The organism is Micromonospora sp. LOL_025, from assembly GCF_048060285.1.
GTDB lineage: Bacteria > Actinomycetota > Actinomycetes > Mycobacteriales > Micromonosporaceae > Micromonospora.
This window is the reverse complement of the sequence record NZ_JBHMIR010000015.1, coordinates 100,271-123,325: the sequence shown is the minus strand read 5'-3', so window position 1 is coordinate 123,325 and position 23,055 is coordinate 100,271. Positions and strand designations below refer to the sequence as shown.

23 protein-coding genes are annotated in these 23,055 nt (G+C 74.8%); 10 read left to right on the top strand and 13 right to left on the bottom strand.

The window, feature by feature from the left end; all coding sequences use genetic code 11:
* Positions 1 to 124: 124 nt before the first annotated feature.
* On the bottom strand, positions 125 to 436 hold the full coding sequence (locus ACFHW0_RS19505; RefSeq protein ID WP_416609579.1) for a hypothetical protein: 312 nt from the start codon (positions 434 to 436) through the stop codon (positions 125 to 127).
* Positions 437 to 526: 90 nt separating this feature from the next.
* On the opposite strand from ACFHW0_RS19505, the gene ACFHW0_RS19500 reads away from it, so the two are divergent.
* Both ACFHW0_RS19500 and ACFHW0_RS19495 read left to right on the top strand, forming a co-directional pair.
* Positions 527 to 889, top strand: a complete 363-nt coding sequence (locus ACFHW0_RS19500; protein WP_416609577.1) for an ArsR/SmtB family transcription factor — start codon at positions 527 to 529, stop codon at positions 887 to 889.
* Positions 886 to 1,368: an SRPBCC family protein gene (locus ACFHW0_RS19495; protein WP_416609575.1), complete on the top strand. Its 483-nt coding sequence runs from the start codon at positions 886 to 888 to the stop codon at positions 1,366 to 1,368. The genes ACFHW0_RS19500 and ACFHW0_RS19495 overlap by 4 nt, the downstream gene beginning before the upstream one ends.
* 136 nt (positions 1,369 to 1,504) lie before the next feature.
* Here ACFHW0_RS19495 and ACFHW0_RS19490 read toward each other — a convergent pair whose 3' ends face one another.
* Both ACFHW0_RS19490 and ACFHW0_RS19485 read right to left on the bottom strand, forming a co-directional pair.
* Positions 1,505 to 1,723 (bottom strand): hypothetical protein, encoded by a 219-nt coding sequence (locus tag ACFHW0_RS19490; protein WP_089000245.1) that lies wholly within the window; start codon positions 1,721 to 1,723, stop codon positions 1,505 to 1,507.
* A 77-nt stretch (positions 1,724 to 1,800) separates the two neighbouring features.
* Positions 1,801 to 2,403, bottom strand: a complete 603-nt coding sequence (locus ACFHW0_RS19485) for an MBL fold metallo-hydrolase (protein WP_416609573.1) — start codon at positions 2,401 to 2,403, stop codon at positions 1,801 to 1,803.
* Between the two features lie 150 nt (positions 2,404 to 2,553).
* Between ACFHW0_RS19485 and ACFHW0_RS19480 the strand changes: the two genes are divergently transcribed.
* Positions 2,554 to 4,128, top strand: a complete 1,575-nt coding sequence (locus tag ACFHW0_RS19480; protein ID WP_416609571.1) for an LLM class flavin-dependent oxidoreductase — start codon at positions 2,554 to 2,556, stop codon at positions 4,126 to 4,128.
* A gap of 41 nt (positions 4,129 to 4,169) precedes the next feature.
* A complete protein-coding gene (locus ACFHW0_RS19475; RefSeq protein ID WP_416609569.1) occupies positions 4,170 to 4,601 on the top strand; it encodes an archease in 432 nt (143 codons plus the stop codon).
* A 23-nt stretch (positions 4,602 to 4,624) separates the two neighbouring features.
* Here the strand turns inward: ACFHW0_RS19475 and ACFHW0_RS19470 are convergent, their stop codons facing one another.
* The 3 genes from ACFHW0_RS19470 to ACFHW0_RS19460 form a co-directional block, all read right to left on the bottom strand.
* Positions 4,625 to 6,043: an RtcB family protein gene (locus ACFHW0_RS19470; RefSeq protein WP_416609567.1), complete on the bottom strand. Its 1,419-nt coding sequence runs from the start codon at positions 6,041 to 6,043 to the stop codon at positions 4,625 to 4,627.
* 28 nt (positions 6,044 to 6,071) lie between these two features.
* The gene (locus tag ACFHW0_RS19465; RefSeq protein ID WP_416609565.1) at positions 6,072 to 6,686 is read right to left on the bottom strand and encodes a GNAT family N-acetyltransferase; all 615 of its coding nucleotides are present in this window, start codon (positions 6,684 to 6,686) and stop codon (positions 6,072 to 6,074) included.
* Positions 6,687 to 6,834: 148 nt separating this feature from the next.
* A complete protein-coding gene (locus ACFHW0_RS19460; protein ID WP_416609563.1) occupies positions 6,835 to 8,154 on the bottom strand; it encodes a cation:proton antiporter in 1,320 nt (439 codons plus the stop codon).
* Between the two features lie 316 nt (positions 8,155 to 8,470).
* Here ACFHW0_RS19460 and ACFHW0_RS19455 point away from each other — a divergent pair, with 316 nt between their 5' ends.
* Both ACFHW0_RS19455 and ACFHW0_RS19450 read left to right on the top strand, forming a co-directional pair.
* The gene (locus ACFHW0_RS19455; RefSeq protein ID WP_416609561.1) at positions 8,471 to 9,355 is read left to right on the top strand and encodes an ATP-binding cassette domain-containing protein; all 885 of its coding nucleotides are present in this window, start codon (positions 8,471 to 8,473) and stop codon (positions 9,353 to 9,355) included.
* The gene (locus ACFHW0_RS19450) at positions 9,352 to 10,980 is read left to right on the top strand and encodes a hypothetical protein (protein ID WP_416609559.1); all 1,629 of its coding nucleotides are present in this window, start codon (positions 9,352 to 9,354) and stop codon (positions 10,978 to 10,980) included. Before ACFHW0_RS19455 ends, ACFHW0_RS19450 begins: the two co-directional genes overlap by 4 nt.
* A 61-nt stretch (positions 10,981 to 11,041) precedes the next feature.
* Here the strand turns inward: ACFHW0_RS19450 and ACFHW0_RS19445 are convergent, their stop codons facing one another.
* Genes ACFHW0_RS19445 through ACFHW0_RS19425 form a run of 5 tightly spaced genes read right to left on the bottom strand, consistent with a single transcriptional unit; the run spans position 11,042 to position 18,011 of the window.
* Positions 11,042 to 11,911, bottom strand: a complete 870-nt coding sequence (locus ACFHW0_RS19445; RefSeq protein ID WP_416609620.1) for a carbohydrate ABC transporter permease — start codon at positions 11,909 to 11,911, stop codon at positions 11,042 to 11,044.
* 38 nt (positions 11,912 to 11,949) lie between these two features.
* Positions 11,950 to 12,993, bottom strand: coding sequence for an ABC transporter ATP-binding protein (locus ACFHW0_RS19440; protein WP_416609557.1), 1,044 nt, complete (start codon positions 12,991 to 12,993; stop codon positions 11,950 to 11,952).
* The gene (locus ACFHW0_RS19435) at positions 12,990 to 14,312 is read right to left on the bottom strand and encodes an ABC transporter substrate-binding protein (protein ID WP_416609555.1); all 1,323 of its coding nucleotides are present in this window, start codon (positions 14,310 to 14,312) and stop codon (positions 12,990 to 12,992) included. Before ACFHW0_RS19435 ends, ACFHW0_RS19440 begins: the two co-directional genes overlap by 4 nt.
* Positions 14,313 to 14,338: 26 nt before the next feature.
* Positions 14,339 to 15,193 carry a carbohydrate ABC transporter permease gene (locus tag ACFHW0_RS19430; protein WP_416609553.1) on the bottom strand — a complete coding sequence of 285 codons (855 nt, stop codon included), beginning with the start codon at positions 15,191 to 15,193 and terminating at the stop codon, positions 14,339 to 14,341.
* A 25-nt stretch (positions 15,194 to 15,218) separates the two neighbouring features.
* Complete coding sequence (locus tag ACFHW0_RS19425; RefSeq protein ID WP_416609551.1) at positions 15,219 to 18,011, bottom strand: exo-alpha-sialidase; 2,793 nt, start codon at positions 18,009 to 18,011, stop codon at positions 15,219 to 15,221.
* 171 nt (positions 18,012 to 18,182) lie between these two features.
* Here ACFHW0_RS19425 and ACFHW0_RS19420 point away from each other — a divergent pair, with 171 nt between their 5' ends.
* The 4 genes from ACFHW0_RS19420 (at position 18,183) to ACFHW0_RS19405 (ending at position 21,009) form a co-directional block, all read left to right on the top strand.
* Positions 18,183 to 18,995, top strand: coding sequence for an SDR family oxidoreductase (locus ACFHW0_RS19420; RefSeq protein WP_416609549.1), 813 nt, complete (start codon positions 18,183 to 18,185; stop codon positions 18,993 to 18,995).
* A 370-nt stretch (positions 18,996 to 19,365) separates the two neighbouring features.
* Positions 19,366 to 20,265, top strand: a complete 900-nt coding sequence (locus ACFHW0_RS19415) for a pentapeptide repeat-containing protein (RefSeq protein ID WP_416609547.1) — start codon at positions 19,366 to 19,368, stop codon at positions 20,263 to 20,265.
* Positions 20,266 to 20,494: 229 nt separating this feature from the next.
* On the top strand, positions 20,495 to 20,731 hold the full coding sequence (locus ACFHW0_RS19410) for a preprotein translocase YidC (RefSeq protein WP_416609545.1): 237 nt from the start codon (positions 20,495 to 20,497) through the stop codon (positions 20,729 to 20,731).
* 47 nt (positions 20,732 to 20,778) lie between these two features.
* Complete coding sequence (locus tag ACFHW0_RS19405) at positions 20,779 to 21,009, top strand: hypothetical protein (RefSeq protein WP_121398427.1); 231 nt, start codon at positions 20,779 to 20,781, stop codon at positions 21,007 to 21,009.
* 25 nt (positions 21,010 to 21,034) lie between these two features.
* On the opposite strand, the gene rnhA is transcribed toward ACFHW0_RS19405, so the two are convergent.
* Positions 21,035 to 21,514 carry a ribonuclease HI gene (rnhA, locus tag ACFHW0_RS19400; protein ID WP_416609542.1) on the bottom strand — a complete coding sequence of 160 codons (480 nt, stop codon included), beginning with the start codon at positions 21,512 to 21,514 and terminating at the stop codon, positions 21,035 to 21,037.
* A 223-nt stretch (positions 21,515 to 21,737) separates the two neighbouring features.
* Positions 21,738 to 22,988 carry a lycopene cyclase family protein gene (locus ACFHW0_RS19395; RefSeq protein WP_416609541.1) on the bottom strand — a complete coding sequence of 417 codons (1,251 nt, stop codon included), beginning with the start codon at positions 22,986 to 22,988 and terminating at the stop codon, positions 21,738 to 21,740.
* Positions 22,989 to 23,055: the final 67 nt, after the last annotated feature.

The following is a 23,055-nucleotide window of genomic DNA, read 5'->3' as shown; positions in this document are numbered from 1 at the left end:
CTCCTGTCCGCCAGCGGGGGCGTCGTGCCGGCGTGCGCAGACGCTAACGTGACGCCGGGCACAGTGGACATGAGTGCCGTCGACACCTCGGGCGACGCCGGAGTGTCCGGCACCGACACAGGGCCTACTCGGCGCGCCAGACGGCCTCGCGGGGCGGGCCGGGTTCGGCCCAGCACAGCCCGCCCCTCGCCTCCACGCCCGGCAGTCCGTCGACCATCCGGCTGATGTCCACGAGCGACGCCAGCGACACCACGACGTCGTTGCGCAGGTCCGCCACCGCCGTTTCGAGGTCGTCCTGCTCCGCCGACCAGTCGATGTCCGCGGCCCGCAGGTCGGCCACCGCGTGGTCGGTGAGCACCTGCGGATCGGTCACGGCCACCGTGAGCCGGCAGTACACGTTGAGGGTGAGGGGTTCCGGGGCGCCGGCGTCGGTCATGCCCTCAGCATGACCCACCCGGACGGACCGGGACCAGACAGCTTCACTTAGGGCTTGACCTAAGTGTGCGGCGCCGGCATACTTAGGTTCATGCCTAAGCAATCGGGCACCGGTGACCGGAGCGACGACGGGACCCTGGACGGCGTGTTCCACGCGCTGTCGGACCCGACCCGCCGCCGGGTCGTCGAGCTCCTCGGCCGGGGGCCCGCGACAACCAGCGAGCTCGCTCGTCCGTTTGACATGGCACTGCCGTCGTTCACCCAGCACCTGGGCGTCCTCGAGCGCTCCGGCCTGGTGACGTCGGAGAAGAAGGGGCGGGTGCGGACCTACCGGCTCGCCCCCCAGCCGCTGGAGCACGTCGACACCTGGCTCGCCGGCCAGCGCGCGACGTGGTCCCGGCGCCTCGACCAGCTCGACTCGTTTCTCCACGACCTGAAGGAGCAGCAGACATGACCGCCTACCCGAGCGTGAACCCGAATCTCGACCTCGTCCTGGAGCGCACCGTCGACGTCGCACCCGAGCTGGTCTGGAAGGCCTGGACCACGCCCGAGCTGGTCGTGCAGTGGTTCGCGCCGCGGCCCTGGTCGACCTCGTCCTGCGAGATCGACCTCCAGCCCGGCGGCAAGTTCAACACGGTGATGCGCTCGCCCGAGGGCGAGGAGTACCCGAGCACCGGCTGCATCCTGGTCGTCGAGGAGGGCTCGACGCTGATCTTCACCTCGGGGCTGGGCCCCGGCTTCCGCCCCCAGGGCAGCGACGGCTTCCCGTTCACCGCGATCATCAAGCTCGAGCCCACCGGCAACGGCACGAAGTACACGGCCACGGCGATCCACGCCGACGCCTCGGCGAAGAAGTCGCACGAGGAGATGGGCTTCCTCGAGGGCTGGAGCGCCGCGCTGGACCAGTTGATCGAGGTCGTCAAGGGCCTCTGACGGAGGCGGCGGCGACGCGGCCGGCGGGGCTGCTCCCCCGAGCAGACGGTGACCCGAGCGTGACCACCGTCGTAGGGAGCAGCCCGGCCGACGCCGACCGTGACCGGCCGTCAACAACCGAGGCCGGGGACTGCCGTCAGTCGGACACCTCGCGCCAGGCGGGGTGGTTGCCGCGCCACGCGCCGGCCAGAATGACCGCCGACGTCCGACCGGGGCACTCCTGCACCCGGGAGCGGCCTGACTCGCCGCCGATCCGTACCTGTACGTCCCAACGCTGCCCGTCGGTGCGGATGTACACGTCCCGACGCCCGCGTTGCGACGTGTCACCGTTCCACCAGTGCTCTTCGACCCTCACCCAGCGACCGTATAGCAGTTGGCCCGCGGACGACACGGCCGGTGTCGGTGGAGATCACCCCTGGGTGGGGTCACCGGTCAGGCGGACTCCCCCGGCGCCAGGTGACGGTAGCCGGGCACGGTCTCGGCGAACCAGCCGTTCACGCTGGTCAGGCCGCGCTCGTTGAGCTGCGCGTCGTGAATCGGGAAGACCCGCTCGGCCCCGACGGCGGTGGCGAACCCGATCGCCTCGGTGAGCTTCAGCCAGGACGCCTGTGCCGGAACCAGCAGCGTCTCGACCGGCCGGTCCGGCCGGTGCAGGGAGTCGCCCGGGTGGTAGACCGCGTCGCCGACGAGGTAGCCCAGGTTGGCGCAGTCGGGCTGGCCGCCGTGGATGGTGGCGTGCCGACCGCCGAGCGCGGTCACGGTGAGGCCGGCGGCGGTGAACCGCTGGCCGGCGCCGACCCTGGTCACGGTCAGCGGCGCCAGGTCGGGCAGGACGGCGCCCTCCGGCGCGAAGACCGGCACACCGAGGCCCGCCAGCCGGAGCACGTCGACGTGGTCGGTGTGCTCGTGGGTGACCAGCACGGCGTCCGCGCCGGCCAGGGCCCGCGGCTCGCTCCAGGTGCCGGGGTCGATGACCAGCACGCCGCCGTCGTGCTCCAGCCGCACGCAGGAGTGGGTGAACTTCACGATCCGCATCCGCCGACCGTACGCCGGTGGCGGCACCCGGACTCGCCCGGCGGCGGGCGGCACGAGCCGCGCCGGAGCGTGGTGCCGGCCGGATTCGCCGGACGGCTCAGGAACCGCCCCGAGCCGCGTGAGAGGCTGCGGGCGGAAGGGAGTACCGACATGGGCGACTACGGCCATCCGCTGGCCTTCGGCGCGTTCCTGACGCCCGGCAACGCCGAGCCCGGGCGGGTGGTGGGCCTCGCCGTGCTGGCCGAGCAGGTCGGGTTCGACCTGGTCACCTTCCAGGACCACCCGTACCAGCCCGCGTTCCTCGACACGTGGACGCTGATGAGCTTCGTGGCGGCCCGGACCGGCACGGTGCGGCTGGCCGCCAACGTGACGAACCTGCCGCTGCGCCCGCCGGCCGTCCTGGCCCGCAGCGTGGCGAGTCTCGACCTGCTCAGCGGCGGCCGGGTGGAGCTCGGCCTGGGCGCCGGCGCGTTCTGGGAGGCCATCGAGGCGATGGGCGGGCGCCGGCTCTCCCCCGGGCAGGGCGTGCGGGCCCTCGCCGAGGCGATCGACGTCATCCGCCAGGTCTGGGACGTCGAGGCGCGCGGCGGCGTCCGGGTCGACGGCGAGTTCCACCGGGTCCTCGGCGCGAAGCGGGGCCCCGCGCCCGCCCACGACGTGGGCATCTGGCTCGGCGCGTACAAGCCGCGGATGCTGGCGTTGACCGGGAGCCGGGCCGACGGGTGGCTGCCGTCGCTGGGCTACCTGCAACCCGGCGACCTCGGCAGGGGCAACACGATCATCGACGACTCCGCCCGGGAGGCCGGCCGCGACCCGGCCGACGTGCGCCGCCTGCTCAACGTCACCGGCCGCTTCGCCCCCGTCGGCCGGGGGCCGCTGGACGGCCCCGCCGAGCAGTGGGCCGAGGAGCTGGCGGACCTCGCGCTCAGCGACGGGATCAGCACCTTCATCCTGGGCAGCGACGACCCCGAGGACCTGCGGCGCTTCGCCGCCGAGGTCGCCCCCGCCGTACGCGAACTCGTGGCCGGCGAGCGCGCGGCCGCCACCGCGCCCGCCGCGGCCCCGGTGGCGCTCCGGTCGGCCCCGGCGGAGGCGCCGGCCGCTCCCCGCCCGCCCGCCGACGCCGGATCCTTCGCCGTCGTCCCGACGCCCGACGACGGCGTGCGCCGCAGCGCGATCCGGGTCTGGGACGAGACCACGCGGCCCACCGGCCCCGCGCCGGACCCGGCACGCGCCTACACTCCGCACGACCAGGCCGGCGCCCAGCACCTGATCGACGTGCACGACGGGTTGCGCGCCGAGCTGGCCCGGCTGTACGACCTGGTGGAGCAGGTGGGCGCCGGGTTGGTCGACGCGGGCACGGCCCGCTCGCACATCAACACGATGACCATCCGGCAGAACAAGTGGACCCTGGGCACGTACTGCGAGTCGTACTGCCGGGTGGTCACCACCCACCACACGCTGGAGGACCGGGGCATCTTCCCGCACCTGCGCCGGGGCGACGCCCGCCTCGCCCCGGTGCTGGACCGGCTGGAGCAGGAGCACCACGCGATCCACGACGTGCTGGAGCGGGTGGACCGGGCGCTGGTCGCGTTCGTCTCCGTCGCGGACGGGATGGCCGAGCTCCGCGCGGCGGTCGACCTGCTCAGCGACACGCTGCTGTCCCACCTCGCGTACGAGGAACGCGAGCTCGTCGAGCCGATCGCCCGGCTCGGGCTGAACTGAACCGGCCGTCGCGCGGCGCCCGCGTGGCGGAGGATCGGGGCATGCAGCGACGACCCGGGCGGGGGCACCGCCGCCTGCCGCACACCGCCGACGTCCGCATCGAGGCGTGGGCGCCGAGCCGGGAGGAGTGCGTCGCCGAGGCGGTCGCCGCGCTGGTCGACACGTTCGTCGACCCCGGCGGGGCGCGGCCGGGCCCGCGGCGGGAGTTCCGCGCGCCGCCCGGCGACGACGACGCGGACCTGCTGGTGGGCGTACTCGACGAGGTGATCTTCCGGATGGAGACGGCGGGTGAGCTGCCGCTGCGCACCGACGTGGCCGACGACGGCGCCGGCGGCCTGGTGGTGCGCTGGCGCACGGTGGACACCGACGCCGTCGAGCTGGTCGGCGCGGTGCCGAAGGCCGTCTCCCTGCACGGGCTGCGCTTCGGCCCCGACGGCGAGGGCTGGTGCTGCGCGGTGACGCTGGACGTGTGAGCGCCCGCCCGGCCCCGCACCGCTCAGCCCTTCACCACGCCGAGCGGGACCAACCGGGCCACCTTCCGGCACAGTCCGGCGCCCTCGGCGGCGGCCACCACCGCCGAGACGTCCTTGTACGCCGTCGGCATCTCCTCGGCCAGGCCGCGCCGGGACGCCCCCCGCACCGCGATGTCCCGCGCCTCCAACTGGGCACGCGGGTCCAGCCCGCGCTCCGACCTCACGGCCTGCTTGCGGCTCTGCACCCGGCCGGCCCCGTGGCAGGTGGACGCGAAGGCGGGCGACCCCGGCACACCGGTGAGCACGTACGAGCCGGTGCCCATGGAGCCGGGGATCAGCACCGGCTGGCCCACGCCCCGCAGGTCGTCGGGCAGGTCGTCGTGGCCGGGCGGCAGCGCGCGCGTGGCCCCCTTGCGGTGCACGCACAGCGCGCGCCGCGCGCCGTCGACGCCGTGCGTCTCGATCTTCGCGAGGTTGTGCGAGATGTCGTAGACCAGGTCGAGCCGGCTGCCGGTGACCCGGGTGAAGACCTTCCGGGCGGCGTCGGTCAGCAGTTGCCGGTTCGCCCGGGCGTAGTTGGCGGCGGCGGCCATCGCGCCCAGGTAGGCGCGGCCCTCGTCGGAGGAGACCGGGGCGCAGGCGAGCTGGCGGTCCGGCACCTCGATGCCGTGGCGGGCCATCACCTTCTCCATCTTCCGCACGTAGTCGGTGCAGATCTGGTGGCCCAGCCCCCGGGAGCCGCAGTGGATCATCACGCAGACCTGGCCGGGACGCAGGCCGAAGGCGGTGGCGGCGGTGTCGTCGTACACCTCCTCGACGGCCTGCACCTCCAGGAAGTGGTTGCCGGAGCCGAGGCTGCCGACCTGGCGTGCGCCGCGCTCGATCGCCCGCTCGCTGACCCGCGCCGGATCGGCGTCGCCGACGGCGCCGGCGTCCTCGCAGCGGTACAGGTCCCGCTCGACGCCGAAGCCGCGCTCCACCGCGTACCGGGAGCCGCCGCGCAGCACCGCGTCGAGTTCCGCGCGCGTCGACAGGTGCCACACCGCGCCCCTGCCCATGCCGCGCGGGGTCGCCTCGCCCAGCCCGTCCATCAGCGCGTGCAGCCGGGAACGCAACCCGTCGCGGTCGAGGTCGGCGGCGAGCAGCCGGACGCCGCAGGAGATGTCGAAGCCGACCCCGCCGGGCGAGACCACGCCGCCGTTCGCGACGTCGGTGGCGGCCACCCCGCCGATCGGGAACCCGTAGCCCCAGTGCACGTCGGGCATGGCGTACGAGGCGTCGACGATGCCGGGCAGCGTGGCGACGTTCGCGACCTGCTCCAGCGACTTGTCCTCCCCGGCGTCGGGCAGCAGGGACCGGGACGCGAACACCACCCCCGGCACCCGCATCGGGTCGTGCCGGTCGATCCGGAAGCGGTACGGCGACTCCTCGACCAGCTCCATTCCCGGCGGCTACCCGGGCGGGCGGCCCTTACACCCGCTCGCCGGCAGCCGGCCGCCGCATCGCCCAGACCTCGGGTCCGCCGTCGGGCACCCGGGCCTGGCCGGTGACCGCGAAGCCGAGCCGCCGGTAGAACCGCACGTTCGGCTCCGACGAGGTCTCCAGCACGGCGGGCAGGCCGGCGCGGTCGGCCTCGACCAGGCCGGGCCGCAGCACCCGGGCGCCCAGCCCCCGGCCCTGGTCGGTCCGGCGCACGCCGACGGTGGCGAGCAGCAGCGCCGGCTCGGCCGACCGCAGGGAGGCGCAGGCCGCGTCGGCGGCGTGCAGCGCCGACTGCCGGTCGCCGGCCAGCTCGGCGTTGCGCGCCGCGACGCCGGCCCAGACCTCGTCCGGCACCGGCCGGTCCGGGCGCAGCCAGACCGCCACCGCCGCCGGCCGTCCGTCGGCGTCCACCGCCGCCCAGACGTCGCCGTAGGGCAACCCGACGGCGGCGACGGTGCCGGCGAACATCGCCGTCAGCCGCTCGCGGTGCCGGTCGGCCGCGACCGTCCAGGCCATCCAGGGGTACCCGTCGAAGGCGTCGGCGAGCACGTCGGCCGCCTCGGCGGTCGACTCCGGCCCGATCCGGCGTACCTCGAACTGCATGCCATCCTCCCGGGGATGCTCGGCGCAGCGCGCGATCATCGCACGGTGCGCTGACCCGCGCGCGGGAATATCGGACCAGGTCTGCGCGACGACCACGATCGGGCGCAGGTCTCGGCCGCCGCAGCTGCGGGCCGGCGGGCCCTGCCACTCATGGCCGGTCCTCGCCGGGCGTCCTCCCGGGCCCGTCCTCGCTTGGCCTCTGCTCGGGCGTGGGCCGGCCGGCGGCCGCCTCGTCGGTTCGTCGCGAAGGCGGGACCGCGGACCGCCGGGCCCGCCGGATCCGGTGCAGCACCCCGTGCCAGGCCGGCGCCTCGCGGGCGTCGTCGAACGCCCGGGCGACCACGACGTCGGTCGAGGAATGCGCCAGGATCGAGATGACGATCGTCAGGGCGACCAGGTGGAACACCTCGTCGCCAGCGGCGATGCCGGACTCCAGCACCAGCAGCCCGTAGACCACCGAGGCGAAGCCCTTCGGCCCGAACCACATGGCGGCGGCCTGTTCCCGCAGGCCCAGTCCCGAGCCCAGAAACGAGACCCACAACGCGACCGGTCGGGCGACCACGATCGCCAGCACGGCGAACACCCAGCCCGTCCAGGAGATCTCCCCGAGGAACTCCACCGAGATCAGCGCCCCGAACACCAGCAGGGCGGCCAGCTTCAACAGCTCGGCGACGTTCTCCCCGAAGTGTTCGAACGCCGCCCGCTGCCGCGGCCCGAAGGTGGCCACGGTGATCCCAGCGGCGAACGCCGCCAGGAACAGGTTGCCGTGGGTGGCCTTCCCCAGCGCCAGCACCAGCAGGCCGATCGCCATCCCGTTCAACGGGGCGTACGCCGTCGACGCGGCGAACCACCGCGTCCGTTCCAACGCGATCGCCAGCAGCGGCACCAGCACGCCGATCAGCAGACCGACCGCCAGCTCGCCGGACAACTCCCCCAGGTGCAGGTCGTCCGAGCCGGCCGCCACCGCCAGGAGCACCACCACGAACGGCAGGGCCAGGCCGTCGTTGACGCCGGACTCCACGTTGAGCAGGTGCCGCAACCGCGCCGGCACCTTGTCGTTGCCGACCAGCGCGGCGGCGAACACCGGATCGGTCGGGGCGAGGACGGCCCCGACCAGCAGGGCCTCCGGCCAGTCCAGACCGGCCACGTAGTGCGCCAGCACCGCCGTCACCAACAGGGTCAGCGGCAGGCCCCAGCCCAACGCCCGTCCGGGCAACCGCCACGCCGAGCGCAGGTCGGCCCAGCCCACCCGCATACCGTCGGTGAACAGCACGGCGAACAGGGCCAGCTCCGCCAGCTCGGCCACGATCGGCGAGTCGGCCCGCAGGTGCAGCACGCCGCCGGTGTCCTCGCCCAACAGGAAGCCGGCGGCCAGGAACAGCACCGCCGTGGACAGGATGGTGCGGTGGGCCAGCGCCGACACGAGCACGGCAGCCAGCAGGACGGCGGCGAAAGACAGCAGCAGCACGGGGAGACCTTCCGAGGGCGCGGGTCATCACGGTGCCGACCAGACTTCCCGGCGCTCCACAGATCCCGGCGATCATACCGACGGTCTGCACGCCGACGCACCGGATGCACCCGCGCCTCCCGGGCCGGCCGTCGCTGAGGCGGGCGCCGACCACCCCACCCCACGACGTCGTCGGCCCGGTCGACAACGTGGAACGCTCCGCCGACGCCGGATGAACCGCGCCGCTTCCCACGCGTGACGCGGCGCAGTACGGTGAGGACGGTGCGCCGGGAAGCCTGGTCGGCAGTCGTGACACGTCGTCGACCGGAGGCATCCCATGGCCACACCCGCCGTTCGCACGCAAGACCTGACCAAGCGCTACGGAAAGGTGCTCGCCCTCGACGGGCTGGAGCTGACCGTGCCGGCCGGGGAGGTGTTCGGGTTCCTCGGCCCGAACGGCGCCGGGAAGTCCACCACCATCCGGCTGCTGCTGGGCCTGGCCCGACCCACCGCCGGTCGGGCTTGGGTCTTCGACGCCGACGCCGGTGACGTCGCCGCCCATCGCCTGCTGGCGTACGTGCCGGCCGACGTGGCGCTGTGGCCGCAGCTCACCGGCGCGGAGACCCTCGAACTGCTCGCCGCCACCGGACCCGGCATCGACCGCGCCTACCGCGACGACCTCGTGGAGAGGTTCGCCCTCGACCTGTCCAAACCGGCCCGCACCTACTCGACCGGCAACCGGCAGAAGATCGCGCTCGTCGCCGCGTTCGCCACCCGCGCGCCGCTGCTGGTCCTCGACGAGCCGACCAGCGGGCTGGACCCGTTGATGGAGCGGGAGTTCCGCCGTGCCGTCTCGGTCGCCCGCGACCGCGGCCAGACCACATTCCTCTGCTCCCACCAACTGGCGGAGGTGGAAGCGGTCTGCGACCGGGTGGCGATCCTGCGCGCCGGCCGCCTCGTCGACGTCGCTACCGTCGGCGACCTGCGCCGCCTGCACCGCACCGAGGTGACGGCCCGCTTCACCGGCCCCGTACCCGACCTGTCCGGTGTGGCGGGAGTCGACATCGTCGCTCAGGACGGCGGGACGCTCAGCTTCTCCCTCACCGGGCCGCCCGCGTTAGCACTACGCGCCCTCGCCGCCGCCGACGTCACCGCCCTCACCGTCCGGGAGCCGAGCCTCGAGGAGATCTTCCTCGACTACTACGGCGAGACCGCCCGATGACCACCGCCGCCCTGAGAGTGGCCGGCGGCACCGCGGGCACCGCCGCTGGGCGGGCCGTCACCCGCCTGGCCGTACGACAGGTACGCCGCGGCGCACTGGTCGTGCTCGCCGTGACGGTCGGCATGTCGACGCTGGTCGCCGCGACCTACGCCACGACCGTCGGGGACGGTCTCGACGCGGACGCGCTCGCCGCCCTGGCCCGCAATCCCGCGATCCGCACGCTGTTCGGCGAACCGGTCGCCCTCGACACCGCAGGCGGCTTCACCGTCTGGCGGACCGGCACCATACTCGCCATCGTGCTGTCGGTCTGGGGTCTGCTCGCGACCACCCGCGTCACCCGCGGCGAGGAGGCGGCGGGCCGGTGGGACCTCCTCCTCGCCGGCCGGCTGGGGCCGGCTGCGCTGCTCGGCCGGCACCTCGCGGTGCTGGCGGCCGCGACGGCCCTGACCGGGGTCACGCTCGCCGTGGCGCTCGTCGCGGCCGGCACCCCGGCCCGCGGAGCGGCCCTGCACGCCGCCGGTCTGGCGCTGGTCGCCACGGTGGCCGTCGCGGCGGCGGCCCTCGCCGCACAGGTCTTCCCCACGCGGGCCGCCGCGAGCGGGGCCACGCTGGTGTTTCTCGGCGTCGGGCTGCTCGCCCGCATGGTCGGTGACGGCGTCGCCCCGCTCGGCTGGCTGCGCTGGCTGCCGCCGTACGGGCCGCTGGCGCTGACCCGCCCCTACCAGGACGATCGGGTGTCGCCCCTGATCGTGCTCGCGCTCGCCACGGTCGTCCTGTCCGCCGGCGCACTCACCCTGGCCGGCCGGCGGGACGTCCGCGACGGACTGCTCTCCCCCGGCGCCGGCCGGCCGCCCCGTCTGCGGCTGCTCGGCTCGGTGGAGGGCTTCGCCGTCCGGCGGATGCTGCGGCCACTCGCCGGCTGGGCGTCCGGCGTCGGCGCGTACTTCCTGCTGATCGGCGTGCTCACGGTCTCCCTGACCGACTTTCTCGCCGACAACCCCGGCTTCGCCGACCTCGCCGCGCAGGCGGGCTTCGCCGGCCTCGGCACCGTCCGTGGGTACACCGCCGCCCTGTTCGCACTGCTCGCCGTACCGGTCGGCGCCTTCACCGCCGTCCGGGTCGCCGCGTTCGCCGCCGCGGAGACCGACGGGCGCCTGACCCTGCTCCACGCCGGGACGGCCCCGCGCGCCCGGCTGCTCACCGCCGAGGTGGGCACCACCGCGGTCGGCGCCGCGGTGCTCGTCACCGTCGCCGGAGTCGCGACGTGGCTCGGCGCGAGCCTGGTCGGCGCGGATCTGCCGCTGCGCGCCGCGGTCGCCGGCACCTGGAACGTGCTGCCGGTGGCGCTGCTCAGCCTCGGAGCCGCGGCCCTCGTCCTGGGCCGGACGCCGCACGGGGTGGCGGTACTGGGCATGGTGCCGGCCGCCGGCGGGTTCCTCCTGAAGGTCGTCGCCGACAGCACCGGGGCGGCGGGCTGGGTGAGCTGGCTCTCGCCGTACACCCATCTCGCGGCCGTGCCCCAGGCGACGCCGGACCGGCCCGCCACGACCGTCATGATCGTGCTCGCCGGTGCGGCCGCGACGGTCGGCGTGGCGGGCTACCGGCGTCGGGACATGGTGGCCTAGCCCGGCGGCCCTGCTGATCGACGGCCCGCGGCGGGACGGGCAGCCGCCGCACACCGCGGGGTCACACCCGGTAGAACGCCCGGTAGCGGCGGATCAGCCGCCACTGCACCAGCACCGCCGCCACGGTCAGCAGGATCATCACCAGGGTCGCGGCGGCGGCGTAGCCGTAGCGCAGGTACTCGAAGCCGGTGCGGTAGACGAACAACGACAGGTAGGTGGTGGCGTACGGGGGTGGGCCGCCGTCGGTCACCACGAAGGCCGGCACGAAGGAGAAGTGCAGGCTCTGGATGGCGTCGCGCACCGCCAACAGCCCCAGCACGGGCGCCATCAGCGGCAGCGTGACCCGCCGGAAGACGTCCCAGCCGGTGGCGTCCTCGATCGCCGCCATCTCGTAGACGTCGCGGGGCAGGGCGCGGCGCGCGGCCAGCAGCACCACGAAGGTCTCGCCGACGGTGAACAGGCTCATCAGGATGATCGCCGCGCGGGCGTCGGTCGGGTCGGTCAGCCACTGCGGCGGGGTACGTCCCAGCGCGGTCAGGCCGTTCTCCCCGCCCGTGCGCAGCAGCTGGTTGATCGGGCCGTAGAGCGGGTTGAGCAGCCAGAGCCAGAGCAGCCCGTAGGCGATCTCCGGCACCGCGGTCGGCAGCACCGCCGCGGTGCGGGCGCCGCCGACGCCGACCGCGCGGCGGTGCAGCAGCAGCGCCAGGCCGAGGGCGAAGAGCACCCGCAGCGGTACGGCCACCAGCGCGAAGACCAGCGAGTTGGTCAGCGACACCCGGAACACCGGGTCGGCCAGCAGCGCCGCGAAGTTGTCCAGCCCCACCCAGCGCGGCGGGCGCAGCAGGTCGTACTCGGTGAAGGCCAGCGCCAGGGTGACCGCGGCGGGCAGCAGCACCAGCCCGACCAGCCCGACCAGGTACGGCGTCAGCATCAGCGCCAACTGCCGGCGCGAGCGGCGGTCCGGGCCCGTCACGGGGCGTACCGGCGTCCGGTGCCGGCGTGGAAGACGTGCACGTCGGCCCAGCGCACGCCGACGCGTACCGGCGCGCCCCTTCCGGGCCGGCGGGCGGCGGGCACCCGGGCGACGACGGGGTGCCCGCCGGCGAGGGTCAGGTACGCGTACGCGTCCTCGCCGACCACCTCGACCCGGTCGACGGTGGCCGCCGCGCCGTCGGTCGCGTCCAGGACGACCGCCTCGGGCCGGAAGCCGATCTCCAGCTCGCCCGCGCCGGCCGGGTCGACGGGCGCGGTGCCGCCGGGGGTGAGCGGCCCCCGGGCGGGCAGCAGGTTCATCGCCGGAGAGCCGACGAAGCGGGCGACGAAGGTGGTGGCCGGGGTGCGCCAGATCTCGTCGGGGGTGCCGACCTGCTCGATGCGCCCGTCGCGCAGCACGGCGATCCGGTCGGCGAGCACCAGCGCCTCGGTCTGGTCATGGGTGACGTGCACCATCGTCGCGCCCAGCCGGTCGTGCAGGGTCCGCAGCTCGGCGCGCATCTGCACCCGCAGCGCCTGGTCGAGGTTGGACAGCGGCTCGTCGAGCAGGAACACGTCCGGCTCGCGGACCAGGGCCCGGGCCAGCGCCACCCGCTGCCGTTCGCCGCCGGAGAGCTGCCCGGGCCGGCGCTCCAGCAGGGTGGCGCAGCCGACGGTCTCGGCCGCCGCGCGGGCCCGCTCCCGGGCCACCGCGCGCGGCGTGTCGCGCACCTCCAGGCCGAACGCGATGTTCTCCGCGACGCTCAGGTGCGGGAAGAGCGCGTACGACTGGAACACCATCGAGACGTTGCGCCGGCCCGGACGCTCGGCGGTGACGTCCCGGCCGGCGATGCGGACCCGGCCGGCGGTGACCGGCTCCAGGCCGGCGACGACCCGCAGCACCGTCGACTTGCCGGCCCCCGACGGGCCGAGCACCACCAGCAGCTCGCCCCGGGCGGCGGTCAGGTCCACCTCGTGCAGCACCGTCGATCCCCGGTACGCGGCCGAGACGCCGGCCAGGGCGAGATTCGGGTCGCTCACCCGTGCTCCCCGCGGGCGAAGATCGGCCGGGTCTGCCGGTCCAGCTCACGGACGACGTCGTCGAGCCGGTCGCCCCGGTGCATGGCGTTCTCCAGGATGCCGTAGGTGACGTCCTCGATCTCCGGCCAGGTGGAGACGGTCGGCAGCGCCCGGACGGTGGGGATCGCGTCGAGGAAGACCTTCGCGCTGCGTGGCGGCTGGGCGGGACCGAGGAACGCCGGGGACCGCGACACCCCGATGTGGGACGGGACCGTCCGCCCGGTGGCCGCGATGATCCGCTGGCCCTCCTCGGCGATGGCGAACTCCAGGAACCGCCACGCGGCCTCCTTGTGCTTCGCGCCCCGGGTCATGCAGTACGCGTCGGAGTGCAGCACCCCGACCTGCTCCTTGTAGACGGGCAGCGGGGCGACGTCCCACTCGAACCCGGTGATCGAGCGGAACGTGGTGGTGGAGCGGCGGGAACTCATCAGCATGGCGAGCCGGCCGTTGGCGAAGCGCGACTCGTCGTCCTCGGCCTCCACCTCCTCGTCGGTGGGCACCACCCCGTACGCCAGCCGCAGGTCGACCAGGTTCTTCAGCGCCTCCCGGCCGGCCGGGGTGTCCAGGGTCAGCCGGGTCGGCCTCGCCGGGTCGTCGACGATCTCGGCGCCGCCGGACCAGACGAACGGGGCGAGCCGGATGATCGACGGCTCGACGCCGAGGCCGTGCACGGCCGGCCGCAGCGCCGCGCCCTCGCTCTCGGTGGCCTTGACCACCACGCCGCGGGAGTCGCGGGTCATCGCCGTCGCGGTGGCGACCAGGTCGTTCCAGGTCCAGCCGGCCCTCGGCTCGGGCACGCCGTACTTCGTGAACAGGGTGCGGTTGTAGTAGACGGCCAGGCTGGAGACGTTCTGCGGCAGGCAGAGCTGCCGGTCCTTCCACCGGAACGCGTCCCACGCCACCGGGTAGTAGTCGGCCGGGTCGACGGCCTCGGAGGCGGCCAGCCGGTCGTCCAGCGGCTCGATGACGTCCTTGGCGGCGAACTGGCCGTAGAAGCGGTAGTTCATCAGGAACAGGTCCGGCGGGGCGCCGCCGGCCACCGAGGTGGCGAGCCGGGCCAGCAGGTCCTTGCGGTCGCTGGCCTCGACGAGCTGCACGTCGGCGCCGGGACGCGCCTTCTCGTACGCCTCGACGAGGGTGCGGTAGGCGGCGAGTTCCTCGGGGGCGCCGAAGACCAGCAGCCGCACCGGGCCGTCCGCGGACGACCCGGAGCCGGAGCCGCACCCGGCGGCGGCCAGCACGGCGGTGAGCAGCAGCGCGAGCAGCGCCTTCGGTCGCATCGTCGGTTCCGTTGCCGGTCGCATCGTCAGTCCCGTCCCGTCGGGTCGTCATGGTGGAGGAAGCGCCGCTGGGCGAGCACGAAGACGGCCAGCGCCGGCACCGTGGCCAGCACCGCCCCGGCCAGGAACACCGGGAAGTTCGTCGGGTCCAGCACCGACAGGGAGCGCAGCGCCAGCGGCAGGGTGAACAGGTCGCGGTCGTAGACGTAGACCAGCGGGTCGAGGAAGTTCGACCAGGTGAGCACGAAGGTCAGCGCGGTGAGGCCGGCGGTGACCGGGCGCACCAGCGGCAGGGCGACGCGCCACCAGGTGCGCAACGGCGACAGGTCCGCCACCAGGCAGGCGTCGTAGAGGTCGGTCGGCAGCGCCCGGAACGCCAGGTGGTAGACCAGGACGTAGAGCGGTGAGGTGCCCAGCAACGCCGGGGCGACCAGCGGCACCAGGGTGTCGGTCAGGCCGAGCATCCGGAAGATGGCGAAGCGGGGCACGAGCAGCGCCGTGGCGGGCACCATCAGCGCGACCAGGGAGGCCGCCACGACGACGCCGGTGACGCGCGGGGCGATCCGGGTCAGCGCGAAGCCCGCCAGGGAGGCGACGAGCACGCTCAGCGGCACGGCGACGACCGCGACCAGGACCGAGTTGAGCGAGGCGCGCAGCAGTCCGCCCAGCTCGACGGCCTGCCGGTAGCCGGTCGTGGACACCGGCTCCGGCACGAGCTGCGGGGTGGGCGGTGGCGGCAGGCCCGGCTCGGTGAGCGAACCGGAGACCAGCAGCAGCAGCGGCGGGACGAAGACGAGCAGGACGAAGGCCGCGCCGAGGGTCCGCCAGGCGCGGCCGGCCGCCTCGGGCAGCGGTGAGGGGCCGCGTGCGCGGCCCCTCACCGTGTCGTTGCCGATGGTCGCTGCCTCAGAGGGTGAGCTGCCAGGCGCCGAGGCCGTGCGAGGCGGCGTAGAGCACCCGCTTGCCCGGCACGATGGTCAGCCCGGCGACCTCCACGTTCGGCATGCCCCGGGCCGCCTTCACCCAGGTCGTGCTGCCCTTGGCCAGCCGCAGCACGCCGAAGTCGGTGGCCGCGTAGAGGGTGCCCGTGACGTCGTCGCGGACCAGGTCGGTGATCGGCTGGTCGCCGAAGTCGTACGACCGGTCGGTCCAGGTCGCGCCGGCGCCGGCCAGCCGCACCTCGAACGCGTGCCCCGCGGTGGCCGGGGTGTTCGAGTTGAAGCCGCTGTAGGAGACCCACGCCCGCGCCGGGTCGGCCGGATCGACGTGGACGCTGGTGACGAAGCGGTTCGGCGTGGCGGCGGTGTCGATCCGCGTCCAGGTGACCGCCGACGCCGGCTCGGCGTCGACGTTGCGGGACACGAACACCCGGCCGGTGCTGGTGGCCGCGTACGCTGTGGACGAGTCGGAGGCGACCCGCTCGACGACCGAGACGGCGCCGCCGGCCCGGTCGCCCCACGCGGCGTCGGTCAGGTTGACCGTGCCCAGCGGCGCGAAGTCGCCGCACTGCGCCTCGAAGGTGCCGGTCCAGGTGTTGCAGATCCGGTCGGCCTCGGCCAGGCTCCGGTCGCCCAGCCCGAACGTCTTCGTCCGGTAGACGGTGCGCGAGGTGCCGGCGAACATCGTGCCGCTGACCTTCGGGTCGGTGATCACCGGGGCGTAGAACAGGGTGCCCGGCTGCCCGAAGATCGGGTCCGAGATCGAGATCCAGCTGCCCACGTCGCCGTTGGCGAAGTTCACCTCGGGCGAGGCGTCGTAGAAGGTGTGGAAGCGGAACTCCGGCCTGCCGACGTCGAAGCCGGACGCGCCGCCGTCACCGATCATCGTGTTGACCCAGCGCCGCCGCTCGCCCTTGTTCTCCCAGGTGCCGTTGTCCTGGGTGCCGCCCTGCAGCAGCCGGTGGTCGTGCGGGCTGGCCGAGAGGCTGATGAACTGCAGCGTGTTCATGCCCTTGTTGATGCCGTCCAGCTTCGACGGGATCTTCGACAGCATCTGCCGGCAGCGGTCCTTCTGCGCCTGCGTGGTCAGGTTGCGGTCCGGGTTGTCGCACCAGGCCGAGCGGTCCACGAACTGGCCGCTGGAGCGCATCACGCCGCCGTCGTTGGCCTCGAAGAACTGGTACGGGTTGCGCGGGTTGGTGACCAGGGCGTGCTGGTCGGGGTGCAGGCCGTTGGGGTGCAGCTCGTCGGTGCCGTCGTAGGTCATGTCGGTGCCGCTGACGCCGGCGTCGGTGGACAGCACCACGGCCCGCTTGTGGGCGACGGTCTCGCCGTAGACGTAGGAGCCGCCGGTGTAGACGATGTCCGGGTGCCCGGCCGGCGTGTGCACGAACACGTCGTACCAGCACTGGCCGGTGCACTGGTTGTAGGTGGCGTAGCCCGGGTCGGCCGGGTTGGCGCTGCTCAGGTCGGCGAACGCGGGGGCGCCGCCGGCCACGTCGTCGCTGCGGAACAGCCGCGAGTACGGGTTGCCGATGTTGCCCTCGTAGACGTACATGCGGGTCTTGCCGTTCGGCAGGGCGGTCACGTCGATCGCGGCCCGGGTCTGGAAGACCGCCGGGTTCAGCGAGGGCTTGATCTGCGTCCAGGTGGCGCCGGCGTCCGCGGAGCGCCAGACCCCCCGGGCGTACGAGGAGGCGTAGACGGTGTTCGCGTCGCGCGGGTCGAGCTTGACGTAGCGCACGCCACGCGGCGAGCAGGCGGCGGTGTTGTTGTATTCCGCGGCACTGCCCGTGCACTGCGTCGCGTCGGCCGAACCGTTGTGGATGAACTTCCAGTTCGCGCCGCCGTCGGTGGACTTGTAGAGGCCCCACTTCTCGGCGTCGGGCACGGGCCGGGTGACGCCGGTGCAGCAGGAGCTGGACATGCCGCGCAGGGCGGTGGTGGTGGCGACGTAGAGCGTCTTCGGGTCGCCGGGCTTGACGGTGATCTCACCGATGCCCTTGCCGGCGAGGGCGTCCTTGCCCAGCGGGCCCTTCCAGGTGACGCCGCCGTTGGTGGACTTGTAGAGGCCGACGCCGGCGACGCAGCCGGAGGCGCAGGTGTTGGCCTCGCCGGTGCCGACGTAGATGGTCAGCCCCGTCTTGTCGTTGCGGTCGATCTTGACCGAGCCGGCCGCGTTGATGCCGAGCGGCCCGCCCAGGTAGAACCACTTCGGTTCGGCGGCGAGGACGTTCAGGGTGCCCCAGACGCCCCCGCCGGCCGGCGTGACGTACGCCCGGCAGAGCAGGGCGTTGCAGTCGGGAGCGATGTCGATGGAGGTGACCCGGCCACCCGCGACGTACGCGTTCGGCACGTAGTTGGAGGCGTTGCGGAACTCGGTGAAGGGGTAGAGGGCCTCGCTGGGCCCGATGTTCGTCCAGCCCCGGGTGCCGCCGGCGCGCCGCTCGGCGGCGGCGTACGCCGACTTGGACCGGTCGACCTGGGCGATGCTGATCGTGCTGGCCGGGTACGCGCGCTCCAGGAACTCCTGCTGCGCGGCGTTGCCGGGCCCGTCCGGCGACATGCCGTCGCTGCCCGGCACGGCCTGGCGCAGCCGCTCCATGTGGGCGCCGAGCGCGCCCGGCATCTCCCCGTCGCCGGCCGCGGCGACGGGGGCCGGCACCTCGGCGCCGGCGTAGTGGATTCCGATGAGGCCGGTCGATGCCACCAGGGCACCGACCGCCAGTCCTGCGAGCAGGTGGCGACGTCTGCGCTTCACGAGGTCCCTCCGGAAAATGACGGCGCCACCTCAGCGCGACCCTCCGGATTGCCGACCGCCGCTGGCAGCGTCCACGCTGGAGAATGACAGAGCGCATCGACGCAGACAATCCCCTGCATGGACGGGGATCGACGCATGGTTGCATTGGCATGGAACGGGTAGTGCGCCAGCATGCCATCGCGTTACGAGAATTTCCCGAGGATCGCCATCGTCACCGGCGCGGACTCCGGCATCGGCCGGGCCTGCGCCGTCGCTCTCGCCCAGGCCGGCTTCGACGTCGGCGTCACCTGGCACCGCGACGCCGAGGGCGCCGAGCGGACCGCCGCCGAGGTACGCGCCGCCGGCCGGCGCTGCGAGGTCGCCGAGCTGGACCTGACCCGGCTGCCGGGCGCCGACGCGGTCGTCGACGAGCTGGCCGACCGGCTCGGCGGCCTCGGCGTGCTCGTCAACAACGCCGGCACCGGGGCGTCCACGCCGTTCGTCGACACCGGCTGGGAGCAGTGGCGCGAGGTGCTCTCCGTCGACCTCGACGGGCCGTTCCTGTGCGGGCAGCGGGCCGCCCGGCGGATGCGGGCCGCGGGGCTGGGCGGACGGATCGTCAACATCACCAGCGTGCACGAGCACGCGCCCCGGGTCGGTTCGGCCGCGTACTGCGCCGCCAAGGGCGGGCTCGGCCTGCTGACCAAGGTGATGGCGCAGGAGCTGGCGGCGGACGGGATCACCGTCAACGCGGTCGCCCCGGGCGAGATCGCCACCCCGATGACCGGCCAGGAGGACGTCGACCCGTTCACCGAGGAACGCCCCGGGGTGCCGGTCGGGCGGCCGGGCGACGCGCGGGAGGTGGCTGCCGTGGTCGCGCTGCTCGCCTCGCCCGCCGCCGCGTACGTCACCGGCGCGTCCTGGCCGGTGGACGGCGGCATGCTGATGATGGGCCCGCAGGCCAACGCGCTGGAGTCGCACGACTGGCGCTCGGTGGAGGGCTGAGCGCGGGCGCGGCCCGCCCTGCCTGCGGCTCCGCCCCCTGCACCCGCTGCCCGGCAGCGCAGGCGGTGCGCCGGCTCCACCGCACCCGGCGTGGGCCACGCGGACAGTGCGCCGGCTCCACCGCACCCGGCGTGGGCCACGCGGACAGTGCGCCGGCTCCACCGCACCCGGGCACGCGAGCTGCGCAGCCGGACGCCACGGCTCCAACGGCCCCGGGGGTGGGCCACGCGGACGGTGCGCCGCGGCTCCCGCGCCCGGGGCGTGGGCCGCGTACCCTGCGGCCCGGTGGCCTCCGCGGGGGCGGGACAATGGGGGCCTCCGCCCGCGAGACTGCCGGCGGAAGACCCCGAACGGCAGGAGAGCGGTCAGCGTGTCGGAGACTCCCGGGGCGACGTCGCCCGCGGACGGACTGCGCGCCGACTGCGCCCGGTGCTTCGGGCTCTGCTGCGTCGCGCCCGCCTTCTCCGCGTCGGCCGACTTCGCCATCGACAAGCCCGCCGGGCGGCCCTGCCCGAACCTGCGGGCTGACTCGCGCTGCGGCATCCACGCCGACCTGCGCGACCGGGGCTTCCCCGGCTGCACCGTCTTCGACTGCTTCGGCGCCGGGCAGCGGGTGGCCCAGGTCACCTTCGGCGGGCGGGACTGGCGCGACGCGCCGGAGACCGCGGCGCGCATGTTCGACACGTTCGCGGTGATGCGACCGCTGCACGAGCTGCTCTGGTATTTGACCGAGGCGCTCGCGACTCGCCCGCCGCAGCCGCTGCGCGACGAGTTGTCCGCCGCGCTCGACGAGACCGAGCGGCTGGCCCGGGAGCCCGCCGGGACGCTGCTGGGGCTCGACGTGGACGCGTACCGGGGACGGGTCAACCCGCTGCTGTCCCGCGCCGGGGACGCGGCCCGGGCCCGGGGCGGCCGGCCCGGCGTGGACCGGCGGGGCGCCCAACTGTTCGGCGTCGACCTGCGCCGGGCCGACCTGCGCCGGGCGAACCTGCGCGGGGCGCTGCTGATCGGCGCCGACCTGCGCGGCGGCGATCTCGGCCTGGCCGACCTCACCGGCGCCGACCTGCGCGGGGCCGACCTGCGCGGCGCGGACCTCTCCGGCGCCCTGTTCCTGCACCAGTCCCAGCTCGACGCGGCCCGGGGCGACCAGCACACCGCCCTACCGCCCGGCCGGACGCGCCCCGGCCACTGGTCCCCGCTGTCCCTCACCCCCCTGCGCCGCCCACCCCGCTCCCCCACCCGCCCACCCCGCCCACCCCGCCGCCGCTGACTTCACTCTCCCGCCCCACGCCCTCGCCCCGCGCGCCCCCCTCTTCGCGATCATGCAGTTGTGGTGCTGGACAAAACGGTCTTCACCCCATCACGGCGGGCACCACAACTGCATGATCGCCACGGCAGGGCCGCCCGGGCGGGTGGGTGGGTGGGTGGGTGGGTTTTGGGTGGGGGGTTGGGGGTAGGCGGGGGCGGAACCAGCAGCGGCGGACGGCAGGGAGGCAGCGGTGGGGTATCGGGCACGCGACGGTGAGCTGCCGGTCGATCCGGCGCACGCCGAGGACGAGGCCGGCCAGGCCCGGCTGGTCCAGGTCGAGGCGGACACCGACGTCCCGGCGTCGGACGACACGACGACGAAGCCCGACATCGTCACCGAGGACGACGGGTCGGGCATGGCGGGCGGCGCGTCGGGCACCTCCAGCGGCGGGTCCGGCATGCCGGGTCACCCGGACGCGGCGCGCTGAGCACCGCGAGCACGTTTGCGGGCAGGCCACGGGGGCAGGAGAGCGGCATGACCGATCAGAACCGTACCGACCGGGCCGCCACCGACGAGCCGGACGGCGCCACCGCCATGCAGGCGTCGCTGCGTCCGCCGGGCGAGTCCCTGCGCAGCACCGACGACACCGGCGACGACTTCGCCGACCTGCCGGCCGAGGACCGGCGGTCGGCCCGGGAGGTCAGCCGCGCCGGCTACGACGTGGACGCCGTGTCCGGCACCACCGACCCGAGCCGCACCGAGTGACCTGACCGCCGGCCCGCCGGCCCGGTCAGCGACCGGCGGGCACCGCCGACGCGCGGGCCTCGGTCATGCCCCGGTTGGCCAGCGCGTCGGCGCGCTCGTTCTCCGGGTGGCCGTTGTGCCCCTTCACCCACAGCCAGGTGACCTCGTGCCGGGCGCACGCTGCCTCCAACCGCTGCCACAGGTCGGCGTTCTTGACCGGCTGCTTCGCGGCCGTCCGCCAGCCGTTGCGCTTCCACGAGGCCAGCCAGCTGGTGATGCCGTTGCGCACATACGTGCTGTCGGTGTGCAGCTCGACCGTGACCGACCGGGTCAGGCTCTCCAGGGCCTGGATGGCCGCCATCAGCTCCATCCGGTTGTTGGTGGTCGGGCTCGCCTCGCCGCCGCACAGCTCCCGCTCGTGCGCGCCGTAGCGCAGCACCACGCCCCACCCGCCGGGGCCGGGGTTGCCGCTGCACGCCCCGTCGGTCCAGATCTGCACGACCCTGCCGGCCGTCTCGTCCACCATGCCGGCAACCTACCGAATCCGCGCCGCCTCCCCCGCCGTCGGGCGGCGGCGCGGCGCGGGTCACCTCCGCGCGTACGCGCCCGACGGCCGGAGGGTCGCCGCCACCGGCCGGGCGTGGGGCGGCGGAAAGGGCCGCGCCCCGGTTCCCCCGCCGCTGGCGGGATGGCCTCCCGTGACGGGAAGCCGGGACGGCCTGCGGGCCGACGCCACCGGCTGAGGTGGCTCAGCCGTCGGCGTCGGCCCGGTCGCCGACCACCGGTCGCGGGACCGTCCAGGTCGCCGCCCGGCGGGCCGGGTCGAGTCGGTCGCGGAGCCGGGCGACGGCGTCGCCGGCGGTGGCGGCGACCATCGGCCGCAGCCGGGTGGAGCTCATCAGCGCCACCTCCTCCGCCGGGGTGGTCGCGCCGTCGAGGAACCGCAGCACCCGCTCGGCGGGGTTGCGGTCGAAGAGCCGACCGAAGAAGTCCGGCCCGCCGACACCGCCGGCGGCCAGCGCCCGCAGCGCGACCGCGTCCATCCAGCGGTGCCGACGGGGGTACGCGGGAGCGGGCACCGGCGGGCGGCCGGCGGCGAGGGCGCGGGCGACCTGCTCGGCCTGGCGGTGCATGGCGGAGAAGGTGAAGCCGGTGGAGGGTCGGGTGGCGCCGCCGGCCGTGCCGAGGCGGACCACCCGGGGCGAGGGCCGGGCCTCGAACGGGCCGTCGGTCATCGGGATCACCCCGTTCTCCACCTCGCGGACGGTCAACCGGGTCGGGTCGAGGCCGAGCAGGTCCCGGTAGCCGGCCAGCGCCGCGTCGTACCCGGCGTCGGTGAGCAGGTCGGGGCCGAACTCCGTGTACTCCACCAGGGCGTACCGGTCGCTCACCGGCAGGACGTAGCCGAACGACACGCCCCGGGCGGGTTGCGGGGTGCGGAAGTCCATCAGGACGGCCCGTGCCGGGTCGAAGACCGGCGCGTCGGACTCCAGCCACCAGCCCCGGAAGTGCTGGAGCCAGTTGGTGCGCCCGGGTCGCCGAGGTGGCCGGGTCCGGGAGTCCAGCACCCAGGACGCGCGGACGGTCGGCCCGGCGCCGCCGGCGCGTACCCTGACGTGCCCGCCGTCGTCGTGCAGGGCGTCGACGGGCGCGACGATCCGCCGTACCCCGAGCCGCCGCTCGGCCTCGGCAGCCCGGTCGTAGACCGGGCCCGAGCGCAGCATGGCGTACCGCAGGGGGGCGAGATCGAGGACGCGGCGGCCGGCGGGCGTCGCCACCTCGACCTGGGGCCAGCTCGCGGCCAGCAGCGGGTCCAGGTCGCTGCCGGGGCGGTCCCAGAACGCCCAGGTCCGGTCCTGGCCGCGCCGGTGGACCGGGTCGATGACGGCGACCCGGAGGTCCCGCACGCCGTGCCGGTCCAGGGCCGCGAGGACCAGCGACGCGGCGCCGCCGCCGCCGACCAGCGCCAGGTCGACGTCCAGCGGTGCGGAGGTGTTCACGCCGCCCACGCTGCCACACCGACCGGGCCGTCCGGCCACCGACCGGCCCCGCCGCCCCCGGCCGCGC

What these genes read in the sequence shown, in the direction of transcription:
- ACFHW0_RS19505 (WP_416609579.1), bottom strand. Translation starts at nt 436, where the DNA reads ATGACCGACGCCGGCGCCCCGGAACCCCTCACCCTCAACGTGTACTGC.
- ACFHW0_RS19500 (WP_416609577.1), top strand. Translation starts at nt 527, where the DNA reads ATGCCTAAGCAATCGGGCACCGGTGACCGGAGCGACGACGGGACCCTG.
- ACFHW0_RS19495 (WP_416609575.1), top strand. Translation starts at nt 886, where the DNA reads ATGACCGCCTACCCGAGCGTGAACCCGAATCTCGACCTCGTCCTGGAG.
- ACFHW0_RS19485 (WP_416609573.1), bottom strand. Translation starts at nt 2,403, where the DNA reads ATGCGGATCGTGAAGTTCACCCACTCCTGCGTGCGGCTGGAGCACGAC.
- ACFHW0_RS19480 (WP_416609571.1), top strand. Translation starts at nt 2,554, where the DNA reads ATGGGCGACTACGGCCATCCGCTGGCCTTCGGCGCGTTCCTGACGCCC.
- ACFHW0_RS19475 (WP_416609569.1), top strand. Translation starts at nt 4,170, where the DNA reads ATGCAGCGACGACCCGGGCGGGGGCACCGCCGCCTGCCGCACACCGCC.
- ACFHW0_RS19470 (WP_416609567.1), bottom strand. Translation starts at nt 6,043, where the DNA reads ATGGAGCTGGTCGAGGAGTCGCCGTACCGCTTCCGGATCGACCGGCAC.
- ACFHW0_RS19465 (WP_416609565.1), bottom strand. Translation starts at nt 6,686, where the DNA reads ATGCAGTTCGAGGTACGCCGGATCGGGCCGGAGTCGACCGCCGAGGCG.
- ACFHW0_RS19455 (WP_416609561.1), top strand. Translation starts at nt 8,471, where the DNA reads ATGGCCACACCCGCCGTTCGCACGCAAGACCTGACCAAGCGCTACGGA.
- ACFHW0_RS19450 (WP_416609559.1), top strand. Translation starts at nt 9,352, where the DNA reads ATGACCACCGCCGCCCTGAGAGTGGCCGGCGGCACCGCGGGCACCGCC.
- ACFHW0_RS19445 (WP_416609620.1), bottom strand. Translation starts at nt 11,911, where the DNA reads ATGCTGACGCCGTACCTGGTCGGGCTGGTCGGGCTGGTGCTGCTGCCC.
- ACFHW0_RS19435 (WP_416609555.1), bottom strand. Translation starts at nt 14,312, where the DNA reads ATGCGACCGAAGGCGCTGCTCGCGCTGCTGCTCACCGCCGTGCTGGCC.
- ACFHW0_RS19420 (WP_416609549.1), top strand. Translation starts at nt 18,183, where the DNA reads ATGCCATCGCGTTACGAGAATTTCCCGAGGATCGCCATCGTCACCGGC.
- ACFHW0_RS19405 (WP_121398427.1), top strand. Translation starts at nt 20,779, where the DNA reads ATGACCGATCAGAACCGTACCGACCGGGCCGCCACCGACGAGCCGGAC.
- rnhA (WP_416609542.1), bottom strand. Translation starts at nt 21,514, where the DNA reads ATGGTGGACGAGACGGCCGGCAGGGTCGTGCAGATCTGGACCGACGGG.